At 40.6% G+C, this 14,871-nt stretch carries 18 protein-coding genes; 5 read left to right on the forward strand and 13 right to left on the reverse strand.

Annotation, left to right across the window (positions count from 1 at the left end; translation table 11 throughout):
- Positions 1–210: 210 nt before the first annotated feature.
- The 3 genes from bshC to QUF94_RS19195 form a co-directional block, all read right to left on the reverse strand.
- A complete protein-coding gene (gene bshC / locus QUF94_RS19185) occupies positions 211–1,839 on the reverse strand; it encodes a bacillithiol biosynthesis cysteine-adding enzyme BshC (RefSeq protein ID WP_289317237.1) in 1,629 nt (542 codons plus the stop codon).
- 110 nt (positions 1,840–1,949) lie between these two features.
- Entirely contained in the window at positions 1,950–2,342 is a 393-nt protein-coding gene (locus QUF94_RS19190; RefSeq protein ID WP_289317238.1) for a DUF3397 domain-containing protein, read from the reverse strand.
- A 4-nt stretch (positions 2,343–2,346) separates the two neighbouring features.
- Positions 2,347–3,231, reverse strand: coding sequence for a 2-dehydropantoate 2-reductase (locus QUF94_RS19195; RefSeq protein ID WP_289317239.1), 885 nt, complete (start codon positions 3,229–3,231; stop codon positions 2,347–2,349).
- A 457-nt stretch (positions 3,232–3,688) separates the two neighbouring features.
- On the opposite strand from QUF94_RS19195, the gene QUF94_RS19200 reads away from it, so the two are divergent.
- Positions 3,689–4,177, forward strand: coding sequence for an N-acetyltransferase (locus QUF94_RS19200; protein ID WP_289317240.1), 489 nt, complete (start codon positions 3,689–3,691; stop codon positions 4,175–4,177).
- Between the two features lie 42 nt (positions 4,178–4,219).
- On the opposite strand, the gene QUF94_RS19205 is transcribed toward QUF94_RS19200, so the two are convergent.
- The 4 genes from QUF94_RS19205 to QUF94_RS19220 all read right to left on the reverse strand — a co-directional run bounded on the left by QUF94_RS19205 (position 4,220) and on the right by QUF94_RS19220 (position 6,593).
- On the reverse strand, positions 4,220–4,840 hold the full coding sequence (locus QUF94_RS19205) for an RsfA family transcriptional regulator (protein WP_289317241.1): 621 nt from the start codon (positions 4,838–4,840) through the stop codon (positions 4,220–4,222).
- Between the two features lie 78 nt (positions 4,841–4,918).
- Positions 4,919–5,716 (reverse strand): enoyl-CoA hydratase/isomerase family protein, encoded by a 798-nt coding sequence (locus QUF94_RS19210; protein ID WP_289317242.1) that lies wholly within the window; start codon positions 5,714–5,716, stop codon positions 4,919–4,921.
- 116 nt (positions 5,717–5,832) lie between these two features.
- Positions 5,833–6,006, reverse strand: coding sequence for a 50S ribosomal protein L32 (gene rpmF, locus QUF94_RS19215; protein ID WP_034313929.1), 174 nt, complete (start codon positions 6,004–6,006; stop codon positions 5,833–5,835).
- A 65-nt stretch (positions 6,007–6,071) separates the two neighbouring features.
- Positions 6,072–6,593: a YceD family protein gene (locus QUF94_RS19220; RefSeq protein ID WP_048684570.1), complete on the reverse strand. Its 522-nt coding sequence runs from the start codon at positions 6,591–6,593 to the stop codon at positions 6,072–6,074.
- Positions 6,594–6,811: 218 nt separating this feature from the next.
- Here QUF94_RS19220 and QUF94_RS19225 point away from each other — a divergent pair, with 218 nt between their 5' ends.
- Positions 6,812–8,017: a nucleotidyltransferase gene (locus QUF94_RS19225; protein WP_289317243.1), complete on the forward strand. Its 1,206-nt coding sequence runs from the start codon at positions 6,812–6,814 to the stop codon at positions 8,015–8,017.
- A gap of 91 nt (positions 8,018–8,108) precedes the next feature.
- On the opposite strand, the gene QUF94_RS19230 is transcribed toward QUF94_RS19225, so the two are convergent.
- Both QUF94_RS19230 and QUF94_RS19235 read right to left on the reverse strand, forming a co-directional pair.
- Positions 8,109–9,134: a SepM family pheromone-processing serine protease gene (locus tag QUF94_RS19230; protein ID WP_289317244.1), complete on the reverse strand. Its 1,026-nt coding sequence runs from the start codon at positions 9,132–9,134 to the stop codon at positions 8,109–8,111.
- Positions 9,124–9,921: a patatin-like phospholipase family protein gene (locus QUF94_RS19235; RefSeq protein ID WP_137018809.1), complete on the reverse strand. Its 798-nt coding sequence runs from the start codon at positions 9,919–9,921 to the stop codon at positions 9,124–9,126. Before QUF94_RS19235 ends, QUF94_RS19230 begins: the two co-directional genes overlap by 11 nt.
- A gap of 311 nt (positions 9,922–10,232) precedes the next feature.
- On the opposite strand from QUF94_RS19235, the gene ylbJ reads away from it, so the two are divergent.
- A complete protein-coding gene (gene ylbJ / locus QUF94_RS19240; RefSeq protein ID WP_289317245.1) occupies positions 10,233–11,450 on the forward strand; it encodes a sporulation integral membrane protein YlbJ in 1,218 nt (405 codons plus the stop codon).
- A 41-nt stretch (positions 11,451–11,491) separates the two neighbouring features.
- Here the strand turns inward: ylbJ and coaD are convergent, their stop codons facing one another.
- Together coaD and rsmD are read right to left on the reverse strand one after the other, a co-directional pair.
- Positions 11,492–11,977 (reverse strand): pantetheine-phosphate adenylyltransferase, encoded by a 486-nt coding sequence (coaD, locus tag QUF94_RS19245; RefSeq protein ID WP_289317246.1) that lies wholly within the window; start codon positions 11,975–11,977, stop codon positions 11,492–11,494.
- Positions 11,978–12,553, reverse strand: a complete 576-nt coding sequence (gene rsmD / locus QUF94_RS19250) for a 16S rRNA (guanine(966)-N(2))-methyltransferase RsmD (protein WP_289317247.1) — start codon at positions 12,551–12,553, stop codon at positions 11,978–11,980. It abuts the gene before it with no gap.
- Positions 12,554–13,009: 456 nt separating this feature from the next.
- Between rsmD and QUF94_RS19255 the strand changes: the two genes are divergently transcribed.
- Positions 13,010–13,399 carry a DUF7147 family protein gene (locus QUF94_RS19255; protein ID WP_289317248.1) on the forward strand — a complete coding sequence of 130 codons (390 nt, stop codon included), beginning with the start codon at positions 13,010–13,012 and terminating at the stop codon, positions 13,397–13,399.
- 52 nt (positions 13,400–13,451) lie between these two features.
- Here QUF94_RS19255 and QUF94_RS19260 read toward each other — a convergent pair whose 3' ends face one another.
- Complete coding sequence (locus QUF94_RS19260; protein ID WP_048684554.1) at positions 13,452–13,727, reverse strand: YlbG family protein; 276 nt, start codon at positions 13,725–13,727, stop codon at positions 13,452–13,454.
- A gap of 101 nt (positions 13,728–13,828) precedes the next feature.
- Here QUF94_RS19260 and QUF94_RS19265 point away from each other — a divergent pair, with 101 nt between their 5' ends.
- Positions 13,829–14,188 carry a hypothetical protein gene (locus QUF94_RS19265; protein WP_289317249.1) on the forward strand — a complete coding sequence of 120 codons (360 nt, stop codon included), beginning with the start codon at positions 13,829–13,831 and terminating at the stop codon, positions 14,186–14,188.
- A 207-nt stretch (positions 14,189–14,395) separates the two neighbouring features.
- On the opposite strand, the gene QUF94_RS19270 is transcribed toward QUF94_RS19265, so the two are convergent.
- On the reverse strand, positions 14,396–14,845 hold the full coding sequence (locus tag QUF94_RS19270) for a YlbF/YmcA family competence regulator (protein WP_289318441.1): 450 nt from the start codon (positions 14,843–14,845) through the stop codon (positions 14,396–14,398).
- Positions 14,846–14,871 lie beyond the last annotated feature (26 nt).

Genomic DNA, 14,871 nt, shown 5'->3' on the forward strand with positions numbered 1-14,871 from the left:
GAAATCTGCATTTCGCTCGAATGGACTCAGACTACGACGCAGTCCCACTATTACTGTCGAAGCACTGCCTGTCAAATGCCTGTAACCAGAAAAAAGACAGGCTTTAGCACCTGTCTTTTTTCCACTTTTCAACCCTCCGTCAGGATAGGAAAGTGGGAACCCTTATTCAATATGTTTGGTCCACCACTTTTCCCCAAACGGATGGTTTTTCTACATGAATATCAATTTATGCTGATTATTGAACCGGTATTCCAGTTTCATGATATCCTGAATGAACTCTGGCCCATATTGATTCAGGTAATAAAAAACATTCCAAATCCTCTCCTGGGGTGATCCTAGGGGATACAGCGAATTTGCTATCCGTTCATATTTCTTCAATATCACCGAATGACGTTCCTTTGTTCGGTCACCGATTTTCCCATACATGAAATCCAATTGCTTTTGGATGAATTCGATGTTTTTGTTCAACATCGGTTCAAGTCCTCTATCTAAAGAGACAGCGTGGACAAAAAGCTTTTCATGGTTCTCTTCAAGCTGTGATTTCAGCGTCCCGAACAGGCTGTCAATCGTCTTATCTTTCACGGAATCGAGGTAACTTTTTACAGCATTAGCGGTTCCTTCTGTCAGAACAGTTTCCAAACTGAGTCCCATTTCTTCAAGATCCGTATGGACACTACGCTCTACAAGCGTGATGTTTAACCTAGGAATGATTGGTGGCATCTTCATGGAAAATAACTCAAATGCCTGTTTTAATTCTGCCCAATAGGCTATTTCCCCTGGCCCAGAAACGAAAGCCAATACAGGGAAAAGCATTTCTTGCATAAGCGGACGTGTAATGACATTGTTGCTTAATCGTTCTGGATGATTTTTGGCTATCTGCAGGAGTTCCTGCCAGGTAAATGATACCTCACCATTTTTCCCGCTGAAGCCGCCGTCCACACGCTCGAGTAAACATCGATCTTTTTTTTCAGGATCATAATAAAATAAATTCGCTGCCTGTTTATCCATTTCTATCATTTTTGCATACCCTTTAGCATGCATGAATGATTGTTGTTCCTCGACCAATTTAGCAATCCGTTCACTTTTATTAACCATCGATTCAAAGTAGTCCTTCTCGATTTGCCTTAATTCCGGATCTCCAGCATCAACTAGTAAAAGGCCATATTCTTTGAACCACTCATGTATCAACCTGGCGAAGAAGTCGACGAAGGTCTTCGATTGCCTAATGGTTTCCTTCATATCAAACAGGAGTTTATTCGTAAAGGCAGTTTCACCATATGTTTCAATGATTTCTTCGAACCACTTCTCTGCCTTTTCCGTTTCCAGTTCCACATCAGAAACCATTGTTTTATACGGCTGATAGGAAGGATAGGTTTTTTTGTAGGGTTTTCCGTTTTTCATAACATGAACATGATTGACTTCAGCCAAATCATGATCTTCTCCAGCTATCCAAAAAACTGGAATGACTGGCTGCCCCAGTTCTTTTTCCTGTTCTTCCGCAAGCTTAATGATCGAAATCACTTTATGAATGGTATACAGCGGCCCGGATAATAACCCAGCCTGCTGTCCTCCAATCACAACCACGGAATCATCCCTGCGCAACCTTTCAATATTTCCCTTAACGGCATCATTGCATGAAAAACGAGACATGTATTGTTTTATGTAATCCGACAATTCATCACGTAAAAAAGAGCGGTTCATCAATTCATCATATCTATTGCGATAAATGTCAGGCTTAGACAAGTCATAGTGAAAATAATCCTCTGTTTCAAGACGGTTTTGTAAATAGTCCGATGCAAAACGGTTTAAAGATGGTAACGCGAGATCTTTCATCTCCATTTCTGTTCTCCCTTTCTCTGCCAACTACAATTCTTTTTAGAGTATAACATTCCCGTTTAAGAAAACAAAAGAAGTTGCCCAGCAGCAGAAAATTGATGCGTTGTACTATGTTATGTAGTCAATATCTTAGTAATACTTGTAATAACACCGATGGAAAATAATAGAAGGTATGCAACGAAAAAGAAGGCGAAATTCACTCTCCAAAAACCCTTTAATACCTTATGGAAAATGATTTCTTCTTTCACCTTGTAATGGACAAGGACCACCGCGCATGCGTTGATGAGCATGATGAGCATGATCACCCAAAGAATTTGCTTATCCCAAATTGTAATGATCAAATAATGGACGGATATTACGAACAGCAGCGTACTCATGTCCATTGCAAATTGAACGGAGCGCCTATGGTTACCAGTGAATTGTTTGGCACTTATAAAAAAAAGTATATACCCTACGAATGGCAGGGTAATAAATATCGCGGCAAGGCTCGAAACTACGTTCGGCACACCCTCATCCCCCCTGAGACTCTTTTCCTTTGACCATCCTATATAGAGAAGACGTCAGGCAATCACTTTTCCCTTTACTCTTTGCCTCCGAGAGGACATGACCCAAAATAGCATCAATTTCCGTTCTACGGCCATTTTCTAAATCTTTTAGCATCGATGATCGATTTTCCGCTGTCGCCATACAAACGGATTTCACATGTTCAAATGACTCTGTTTTATTTCGCACTTCCAAAATATCGGAAATTTCTTCAAAAAGGTCTTGAAACAATTGATAGTAAAAAGCATTTGTGATCAAACCACCATTTTCAACTTCAAGTATCGCTGTTAATGGATTTATCACCGCATTGACGACAAGCTTATCCATCAGCATCGAGTGATAGTCCTCACTCTTTTTAAAGGGAAAATGATCGATCCTTCCATTCACTAAGGAGAGTTGTTCAAGTTCCCCTTTAAAGGAAGCGATCCTTGTAATGCCGAGCCCTGTATGCTCCACGGTGTTCCCGTCATGTTTCATTGCCCCATGCTCTACTACCCCCAAATAGATGGCTTGAGATTGAAGCCTCTTTAAATAAGAAATATGCCCAAAGCCATTCTGCAAGAATAGCAAGGGAACCTGAATACCATTGATCCAAGGCAGTATTTGCGGCAGGTGATATTGCTTGACAGCCACTATAAGAAGATCCTCACCGGATATCCCCTCAACCAAGCCCTTCGAAATGATGCCTGTCAGCAGCCGGCTTTCACCATCCTCAATAAGACGGATACCATCACGATTGATGATCGAGGCCTGATCCTCAGTATGGGTATAGAGAGTCACTCTATGTTTTTCACTCAAATGAGACGCAAACAGAAGCCCGATAGCCCCTCCACCAATGATTCCAATTCTCATATTACCCTTCCTTACTTTTTAAATATATTTACTATTTTATCACATTATCTTTTTTATCTTGCATCAATTTTCACATCAATAACTATAGAAAACGCCGCTAATCAGATTGAATGATCTAGCCTGCCCATCAACACGCTCGCAATAAAATCCCATTAACGCGCCAATGAAGATATATTTTCTTCTTAAAGCGGTAATTTAATGGTATATTAGATACGAAAAGCTTAGCCATTCTTTAGACTTTATAGGAACAAAAGATACCTCCAATCTCAACCGACGAGAAATCGAAGGGAATAGGGCGGGGGATAAAAGGCTGTAAGCATTTAGTCAGCAAGGATAAATCGGTCGATGACATTCTAGATTTAGCCTAAGCTGGAATTCCACAGGGTAAAGATCAGTGGGATGACTTTCAATGGGTATTATCGGAAGAGGTTTATCAGAATTAAGGGGGAGCTTTTTTATGGAATACAAGGTGGAACGATTACTTGTAAATTTTAAAACGCTTGAGGAATTCAAAAAATTCAAAGAATACGGGATACAGGAACTGTCAATGCTAGATGATTTAGAGGGTAACATCATTGAAAATGACAGCCAATCACCTTTTTACGGAATCTTTTATGGCGACAAACTTGTAGCCCGGATGAGCCTGTATAAAAGAAGTGCTAAATTTGACCAGTATTTTGACAATTCAAGGGACTTCCTTGTTCTTTGGAAACTTGAAGTCCTGCCTAACTATCAGAAAAAAGGTTATGGAAGAGCTTTAGTCGAATTCGCCAAAAGCCTGAACATGCCTATCAAAACCAACCCACGAGTTCATTCACAGGACTTTTGGAAAAAGATGGAATTTTCTGCAGTTTCCTATGATATGGACAGGGACCTTGGAGAAAACCCGCTGATTTGGAGCCCATTTACAGAACAAGAAAATAAAGAAATGGATACACAAGAATAAGGAAATGAAGAAAATGCGGGCGGATTTTCCCACCCGCATTTTTTATTTATTGACCCTCTCTAAATTACCATTTTTATCCATCTGAAAACTCACCTTAGGATTCATCTTTTCGTCCTCTTGTACACTTAGCTTTCTTGCACGCTCCATTATCTGCATCAAGGCACGATAATCTTCCTCTACCGCTTTCAGGTTTTCTTTAAGCAGGGCATTTTCTTCCTTTAATCGGACATTTTCCCGTTCAAGGAATAGGGACCGCTCAGAAATCCGTTCTTTTTCCTTATTATCTAGCTGAAAGAATTCATCCATTTTGGTTAAATATAATATAACTTCCTGGAGGGTAATAGATTCATTTTCTTCCTGTTGTGGCGTCTTTTGTTCAATAGTGTTATTTTCCACCACTGCACTGGAATCCCTTTCCACATCAGGATCAATGACTACCTGTTCTTTCCTTTGTTTCTTCGCCAGCTCTATCCCTGACTTATATTGCTTCCTTACAAATGAATTCCAACGGAATCCACATGCAGCCGATGTCCTCGATAACTGTTTCCCCACTTCTTCAAACGCCTTTAATTGTGTACTTCCTTCTCGTATATGCCTTAGCACCACTTCAGCCAACAAAAGATCCTCATCGTGAGTCCATGCATCTTGTCTCGCAATCGACATCTCTCTACCTCCCAGCAAGTTTTAATTCATAATATGCACATGCTAGGAAAGATAGAAGATATATAGAGCGTGTAATATTTATTTTTTCTTATTTAAAAAACGATCGACTGCAGCATGGTGCTCATCACTCGCCCACAGTTTAGAACATTCCCGAATTTCCGCATCCATTCTTCCTTTAAGTCCGCTGCCTTGCCATTTATGGACCAACAATCTTTTATAAGCCATCAATACCCCAGTCTCATGGCGAAGAAAATCTTTTGCGAAACTTTCCCATCCATCCATACCTTCTCCGACTATCTCATCTACAAAACCAAATTCCTTCGCTTCCTCAGCTTTATGTACTTTTGCATCCAATAATAGCTTTAGCGCTTTTTGCTCTGGTATTTTTTCAAGTAAAAGTGAAGCTCCACCCCATCCTGTCGTGATTCCTAGAGTTCCCTGTACAAACCCGAGCTTGACTCCGCTCTTTGCCAATCTAAAATCACATGCTGTCGCTATTTCGCATCCCCCGCCGACAGCACTTCCATTGATGAGCGCTAATGTTGGTTTTGGAAATACTGCTAGTTTATAAAGAATTTCACCCATTTTCGATAACATAGTAAAGGCTTCTGCTTCTGTATGCAAATCTTGGAATTCACTTAGATCCCCACCTGAACAGAAAGCCTCAGAGCCCACCCCTGTAAGGACCAGCAACTTAATTTCGTCATCGTGTGCCGCTTCTGACAATATCGACTCAAGTTCGTTCATAAATTGATAATTCACGGCATTCCTTTTCTCCGGTCTATTAAATAGTACCTTCATGAAACCGCGTTTATCCTTTTCAACCTTAATCACCTGATTCACGTAAACACCTTCTCCAAAATTATCATCAAACATCGATGAATTCTAAATATTCTGCCAAATATATTTGTAAAAAAAGCACAGAGAAAAATCTCTGCGCTTTGATTAGCGTGTTGCATCAAGAAAGCAAAGCTCTCAAGTAGGTCAAGAAATTATTTTGCGACAACTTCTTTTCCTTTATATGTTCCACATTCTTTACAAACGTGATGTGAAAGAGTCATTCCACCACAGCTCGGGCATTCTACCATACCAGGTACTTGAAGCTTGAAGTGCGTACGACGTTTTCTTTTTACAGTTTTCGACGTTCTTCTAAAAGGTACAGCCATTATTCCCACCTCCTTAAAAAATATAAAAAAGCTGGAAAAATCGGATTAACGATTTTTCGTTCCAATCAAGATTCTTTATTGTTGTCAAAAAAGTCGGCAAGCTTTGCAAATCTCGGATCAACCTTATGCTCATTTTCTTCTTCAGAAATAACAGCCCAGTCTTTCCCAGATTGAGGAGCAGCTTCGTTCGAATCGACATCCTCACAAAAAACCTGCATCGGAATTTCTAGCAATAAATTTTCTTTAATTACCGGTATTAGGTCTACAACGTCACCTTCCACAACAGTGACATCATCTCCGTAGAAATCAGTGCCATCTGCCTTTAAAAGAAAGGTTTCCTTTGTATCAATATCAATCGGATATTTAACGTCTACCAGTGTACGGGAGCAAGGTAATGTTAATTCACCTGAAAGATGCAAGTGAAAAGTAATCTCGGTCGAGCTGATATCAGCTCTTCCTGCTACTCTAATCGGAGAGACATCGCGAATTTGCGGGTCTCTTTCTCTAATGTCTAAGACATCCACCAGTTCATCAAACCGTAAATCTTTGTCCCGAATTTTTTGAAGTTGACTAATCGTCCATTTCAAATGAAATCACCTCAAGGCAACAAAAATAATTATAGCTTTCAATTATAAGTTTGTCAATATTTTTTCTTTACACTATAATGTAGTCATCCTAACTGATTGTCCAAGTTTAAGAATCATTTCAAACAAAAAATCAAGACGATTACTTATAGTAATTTTACTTGAAATACTATTTTAGCACTAAGTTTAAAAAATACAAAGTTTTTCTCTGAGGTGAACGAATGAAAGCTTGCGGTTTAGTTGTCGAATATAACCCTTTTCACAATGGACATGTTTTACATGCAAGAGAAAGTAGAGAAAAAACAGGGGCAGATGTTGTGGTGGCAGTTATGAGCGGGCCCTTTTTACAGCGTGGCGAGCCTGCTATCGTCAGCAAGTGGACACGTGCCGAAATGGCCTTGAATGGCGGCATAGATCTTGTCATCGAACTTCCCTATGCTTTCGCGACACAGAAGGCGGAGATATTTGCAAAAGGATCTATCTCTCTTTTGGAATCCCTTGGCTGTGACTCCTTTTGCTTCGGAAGCGAAGATGGCAGAATTGAACCATTCATCACCGCCCACAGAATCCTTTCGGATAATTCCGCTGCATTCGATGCTGCCATTAAATCTGCTATGGATGCCGGTAATAGTTATCCGGCCAGTGCTGCCCAGGCTTATCGATCGATCATCAATGGTGATGCGGCATTGGATTTGACGAAGCCAAATAATATTCTTGGAAAGGAATATGTAAGTGCTGCCATTTCAAACGGCTACTCCATTCGCCCTTATACAATTCAAAGGGTCGCTGCCGGATACCATGAAACAAAGTTGTCCCAAGACCCTATTGCCAGCGCAACGGGGATACGCAAAGCCATCCATGAACACCAGAAATTGGATCCTGTATCCAGTTATATTCCTCAACCGACAATGAGTGGTCTAGAGCAATATTTATTGCACTACCATGCCTTACATGACTGGGAAATGTATTGGCCCATGTTAAAATACAGAATCCTGTCTTCTACTTTAACCGAATTGGCAGGGATTTACGAAATTGAGGAAGGCATAGAACACCGAATAAAAGAAATGGCCAAACAATCTTCGGGCTTTTCTGAATTCATGGCCACTCTGAAGACAAAACGCTACACATGGACACGACTACAGCGGATGTGTGTCCATATATTGACCCATACATTAAAGGAACAGATGATTCACAATGACCAACCAGCCTATATCAGACTTCTTGGCATGAATGGCCGGGGACAAGAATATCTGCGCACTGTAAAAAAAGGCTTACCGCTCCCGCTCATTTCTAAACTTTCGTCCTATCAGAAGCAGGAGATCGATACGGATTTGCGAGCGGCACAGGTGTATGCACTGGGCTTGTCCGAACCGCATCAAGCTGCCTTGATGAAAAGGGAATATGAATCCCCCATCATTTTCAAATGAAGTATGGTTTAAGCCTGGCCCGTCCATCCTTAAGAGTAAAAATCTAATCATCAAAAAAGCGCAAACAGTAGATGACTGCCTGCGCCTTTTTTCATTTTTCTTTTCCTTTTAGCTTCGTTAAATAGGCTATTGCATCCTCAAAGTTGTCAACCGGCACGATCTTCATGTCGGTGTCTATGTCCTTTGCTGCAATGAGTGCATCTTCATAATTCGAACCTGCTGCCCCGTTTTCATTTGGGGCAAAGAATATTTCGGCTCCAGATTTATCGGCTGCCACTATTTTCTGTTGAATCCCGCCGATTGGACCGACTGTCCCATCATCCGACATCGTTCCTGTCCCCGCTATATCATATCCACTTGTAAGATCGCCCTTTGTTAATTGATTATAAATTTCCAAAGAAAACATTAAACCAGCAGACGGACCGCCTATTTGTTCTGAATCTATGGCTATAGACGGTTTCGTGGTCACTTTTCGGTTATCATCAAGCGAAATGCCTATTCCAACCCTATTAGGGTCATCTTTAAAAGGCTGCAATGAAAGAAAGGCCGTTTTCTCCGTTTCCTCCCGCTTATACACTATTTTAACTTCATCTCCAGCTTTTTTTCCGTTAATGTAGTCCATGAATTCCTGTGCAGAATTGAATTTAACATCATCGACCTGAATGATTTGATCGCCGGCTTTCAGTTCTTTAGCCGCCGGCATTCCTTTAAGCACGTCCAAAACATATACACCCAGGTACTCGAAATCGACTTCTTTCCCTGCTTTTTCATATGCTATCTGAATGGCGTTATTTTTAGAACCATCCATTAAGTGCAGCTGCCTGACATTATATTCTTCATCTGTTTCATCTTCACTTCGAATGGAGGTCTCTGGATAAAGCTCCTGATATTTGCTCCACTTTGCCAGCATATAGGAATATATATTCGCCCGGCCCATCCTTACAGTGGTTAACATAAAGCTGCCTTTCGCTTCATCTCCTCCGGAAACCTCTATGATTGGCTCTAATTCTTTAGCCATTCCTGGTTTTGATACATAAAAAGGTAGGGAATAAAGGGCTGATGCTATGAGAAGTATAGCCACCACCAGGAAAGTGCGTACATATATTTTACGGCTCATCTTCAAAGGACTCCTTCCAAGTAACAATGCTTTGCTTAATTTGATCTATCTTTCCTCTTGCAGCTTCTTCTCCAATACTAATTATTTCCTGTACGTTTGTAAATGATTTCGAGCTGTATTTCTCAACCCTGGGGCGTATCATCACGTCTGAAGCAAACTCCCTGCTTTTAACCAGCTCCATTTGCAGGATATCGAGGCTTTGCATGATTACATCATAGATGGAGTTTATCTCCATATCCTGTTTCACGTGGGCTACATCCACTCCAATTATGATGTCCGCTCCCATATCCTTCACGACTGAAACAGGAACCCTGTCAACAACACCTCCATCAACAAGCAGTCGATTTCCAATTTTTTCGGGAATGAAAATGCCGGGAATGGAAATGCTTGCCCTAACAGCTGGAGCGATGGGACCTTCCTGAAATATGACTTTTTCCCCCGTTTTTATATCAGTGGCGACCACTGCCACAGGAATATCGAGTTCTTCAAATTTCTTACCATATGTAAATACCCTGATTAAATCCTTTGTCCGTTTACCTGAAATGAAGCCCATTTTAGGTATGGTGAAGTCCAAATAATACTTTCGCTTAAATGCACGGGACAACTTATACAGCCTCTCGATATCCGAACCCGCTCCATAAAAGGCAGCAACCATGGCTCCCATGCTGCTTCCAGCAATCATATCTATTGGAATGCCTTCTTGCTGTAATACCTTTATCACGCCAATATGTGCAAACCCCCTAGCTCCTCCCGACCCAAGTGCAAGCCCGACCTTTGGTTTCGACAAAGATATCCCCCCCGCCTATAACTAGTTCAAAATATTGAAATAACACTCATTCAAAGTTATGGTCTTAAACGGATTTATAGAAGCATATTATTTATATTGACAGTGAAACAAGCATGGCAGAAAAAAACTATGCAGCCATGTAAATGAAAGGCTACATTGAATTTTCCATTGTGCGGATTATCCTCATTTATACATGTCGGTACAATCCACATTATTCATGCACCTTACTTTTTCGAGAAAAGGATGTTCACATTTTATTATATACGAAACGAACTGCCCTTATTTAGTAACCTTCAAGAGGAGGCTGAATTTTGCTAAAATCAAAATCTAAAACAGTACTGTTAGCTACCTCCGTCACGATGATGGCAGTTGGCTTGATCATCTTCCCCCAAGAATCATTTGAAGCTTCCAAAAGCGGGCTGAATATGTGGTGGAAAATTGTTTTCCCTTCGCTACTACCTTTCTTGATTTTCTCGGAGTTATTAATCAGTTTTGGGGTTGTCAGGTTCATCGGCGTCATGCTCGAGCCATTTATGCGTCCCTTATTCCGTGTACCGGGAGTGGGCGGGTTTGTTTGGGCGATGGGACTTGCATCAGGGTTTCCGGCTGGGGCGAAATACACTGTAAGGCTTCGTCAGGAAGGACAATTAACACGCCTTGAAGCTGAAAGACTCGTTTGTTTCACCAATTCTTCCAATCCATTGTTCCTGTTCGTTGCAGTTGCCGTTGGGTTTTTCCACAATCCTCATTTAGGGATCATCCTTGCACTTTCCCACTACCTAGGAAATTTTTGTGTAGGCATCATCATGCGTTTTTACCGTTGGAAAGAAGACCAATCCCATACAAAAGTAATGACCAAGCTCCCCTCCATTAGACAAGCCTTTGGCCAGATGCATCGAACCAGAATAAAAGAAACAAGACCCTTTGGCAGTTTGCTTGGAGATGCGGTACTCTCATCTATTCAAACTTTATTGATGATCGGAGGGTTCATCATTCTCTTTTCGGTGGTCAATAAGCTTTTATTTCATATGAACATTACCGGATTGCTCGCATCGTGGGTCAGTGGGATTTTACATATTTTTAATTTCCCGGATTCCTTAAGCCCACCGTTCATATCAGGCATGTTTGAAATGACTCTTGGTTCAAAATTAACCAGTACGGTCGAAAATGCGAGTCTCTTTCAGCAAACTGTTATGACAAGTTTCATCTTAGCTTTCAACGGGTTCAGCATCCAGGCGCAAGTTGCCAGCATCATAGCCACAACAGACATTCGTTTTGCTCCCTTTTTTCTGGCTAGGATAGCACATGGCCTTCTGGCATCCATAATTACCGTCCTGCTTTGGGAACCATTCTATAAAGGCAACAGGTTCAGTGGCAGCCCGATACCCTCCTTCCCGGTCAGTGGATCAGGAGAACATGCAAGTTCCCTTTATCAGAATATGCTTGATTTTGGACCTATTCTGACCCTCGCCTTTTTGATCCTATACATCATCATATATACCAAAAGGCTATTCAAAGGCCTTTCTTAAACCAAAAAAAAGAGCATTGCGCATTGGCAATGCTCTTTTTTCTATTCTTTCTCGTACTTGTTGGCCAGAGCTTTCTGGACAACGGGTGGCACTAGTTCAGAGATATCCCCGCCATACTTCGCAACCTCTTTTACGATACTTGAACTCAAGAAAGAATATTGATTTTTCGTCATGATAAAAAATGACTCTATGTTACTGTTAAGGAATCGGTTCATTGAAGTTCCCTGCATTTCATATTCAAAGTCGGAGGTCGCCCTCAATCCCCTGATAATGGCATTTGCGGAAACGCTTTCAGCATAGTCGACCGTCAATCCTTGATAGAAATCCACTTTAACATTTGGCATATGGGCAGTCGCTTCAGTAATCAATTCCAGTCGCTCCTCCACTGTAAACAGTGAATTTTTGGCTGAATTGTTCACGATGACCACATATACCTCATCAAAAACATTAGCTCCCCTTTGAATGATATCAAGATGACCAAATGTTATTGGATCAAAACTCCCTGGACAAATCGCTATTTTGGACATTCATAGTTCCCCCTGTTCGTGTACGTTTCCCCATTGATAAATCGTAACGGCAATGACACCATAAACCTCTTTTCTCTTAACGGTAAAGTCACCAACTCTTTCTGGCAATGTAACATCATGACCATGCTCACAAACAATGTATCCCATATCGCTCAGCAATCGGTATTTATGTATTTCTTCAAGAATCTCAACTAGCTTTTGTTTCTTATAAGGTGGATCAAGAAAAATTAATTCAAAAATCATTTCCCTTTTCACCAAAGCTTTCAATGCACGCTCTGAATCATTTTTATAAACTTCTGCACGCTCTGAAAACTTACATAGTTCCAAATTGGCCTTAACCGTTTGATTTGCTTTAAAATCCCGGTCTACAAATATGGCTTTATCCATGCCTCTGCTTAACGCTTCAATTCCCAGTCCACCGCTCCCGGCGAACAAGTCAAGGACCAGCCCTCCTTCGAAATAGGGACCAATCATATTGAAAATGGATTCCTTGACTTTATCAGTAGTCGGCCGGGTTCCTGTACCCGGTACAGCCTTAAGTGGTCTTCCTTTACAAGTTCCGGAAACGACCCTCATCATTCTCACCACATTTTATGACAAATTTCTGTTACTTTCCTATCCTAACATATTAGAAAAAGCTAGCCAATAATAAAAGCCATTTCCTGCATTTCCTAAAGGAAATCAACTTATCACTTCGTATCGGGATAGAGATATCCATTCTTTTTATAAATCTTTTACATTTTGAATAATAAAGTGGTTTTTGGCAATAATGTGAATAACAACATTCCTTTTTAGGTGTTGTTGCCAACCGCGGAGAAGGCTTACGTTTCCCCATAAGTTCTTCCTCCGGTTTCTCCTCTCCCTTTGCCTTCTGGTCCTTAGTTAGACATAGAAGGACCCTGCAAATTTTTGCAGGGCTTTTTTTTATGAAATCAAAGTTTCTTTATCATGATTCGTCATTGAAGTTGTCCTTCTCTTTTATGAGGGATAATGATAAAGTAATGAATAATAAGTTAGTTAGGAGAGGTTTAAGTGATTCAACGTTTTATTGAACTTGGACAAGGGTATTCCGATATATATGAGTTACTGGAAGTAGGACGCAATCAGAAACATCGGGTTGCAAGGCTTTTGTCCCTGCATACTACAATAAATGATAAAAAGGTAACGTCATTGGTCATTGTCATGCAGCCTACAGATCCAGGGAAATTTCAGCCGCTTTATATTTGCCGTGAAGGCATACCTAACCCTCATGCCACCAAAAACAAACGCTATGAGCTTTTTGAGTGCTTGGCGGAGGAACTGGATAAACCCATTATTGAAATCGATGTGAAATCTTCGACGCTTTTTGCAGAAATCGAGTTGTACTACCAACACTTAATCGGCATTTTGCGAATGAATAGATATCTGCCCCCATTAGGCTGAAAGATTTGATGCCTGAATTGAAAAAGGCTGACTCCGCATGAGTCAGCTTTTTTCAAATTCCCATTTTATAATCATATTCTTTCGCTTTATCCGGTTTGGAGTTTTCGAATTCCACCTTCAAAAAAGGCTTGTATGAAAGGTCCACTTTTTTTACGAACGAATAATTATTCAGTTTTTCCACCAGTGGTTCCACTTCATCCATATTCGTATAAAGGACTACATATTTCAACTTTTTTGAAACATAATGGATATTTCCAAACTTCCTAAGCATTTTGGCTTGTTTTAATGTATGTAAATAGACGATGATTCCCTGTCTCGCTCCAAGCATATCAATAACTCCCTTTTATAAAGGTTTTAACTAAGTGTAGCATAGCAGAATCTTTACTTTCAACCAAGAAAAAAGATTATAAACGAAATTCTCTTACTATTATGAATATACATACTGTGAAGGGAGCAGAAACTACGATGGATTTAAACCAAATTTGGGATCAATTTATAGATCATCTATTGGATAATGATGAAATTACCCAAGTATCGATAAAAAAATTCACAGGTATACCATTTATATATATCCATTTTCATCCGGCACAAAATGATAATAGTAAGCTTTCCTTCATAATAAAAAAAGCCGCTAGCCTTTCAATGCGTGGCAAGCAGCTTCATTGTGAAACCATTTTTGTACGGCAGGAAGAACATTTATATGTATTCCGTCATCGTTTTTATGTGCCGCAGCAAAAGATGTTTTGCTGCGGCAACCTTTGTCCGGATTGTATCCTATATCGCAGTTAATCGCATTTGGAACTTATCCAGAAGTACGAAAAACTGGCATGAGGTTCAAGGAAGGATATTTAATACGTGCATCGATTCATTATCCCCCACTATCCAGGACGACGGTTCCATACATGACACAGCCACCGAACTCCGAAGTTATATCGAATTTCGATGGCTTATTGAAATGCCGGCCAAACAATCAATTGTTATGATCTGGCTATTTCATTAAGCAGAGCATCCACAACTTCCGCCGGTTCCGCAACTTCCCGTTGAACATCCCCCAGATGATACAAAAAATGGATTTCCCGCTGGGGTTTTAACCTGTTCAGAAACCGCACGGCCTATTCTTCCGCTTATTTCATCAAGAACGGATTGCAATTCAGTCTCCGCCCTCTTAAACTCAGCAACCGTTGGATGCATATCCATGTCTCGTTTAGCTTCCCTGGTTTCCAAATTGATGCGTTTATAATCCGGATGATATTTACCGAACCTTTGAACATCTTCAAATAGATCCTTTAATGAAGTAAACTTGGAAATTTTCCTCTGGGCCTCTTTGTCGCTCTGTAATTTATATAAACTAAGGAGATAGTCTTCCCCTATTTCAGAATGTAGGATCATTTCTGCCAATCCATCAGCCTGTTGTAAAATGTCGATGATTTCCATAGTAGCAAGCATTAACAAGCTCACCTCCACAACCATTT

This window comes from Peribacillus sp. NJ4, from assembly GCF_030348345.1.
Classification (GTDB): Bacteria; Bacillota; Bacilli; order Bacillales; family DSM-1321; genus Peribacillus.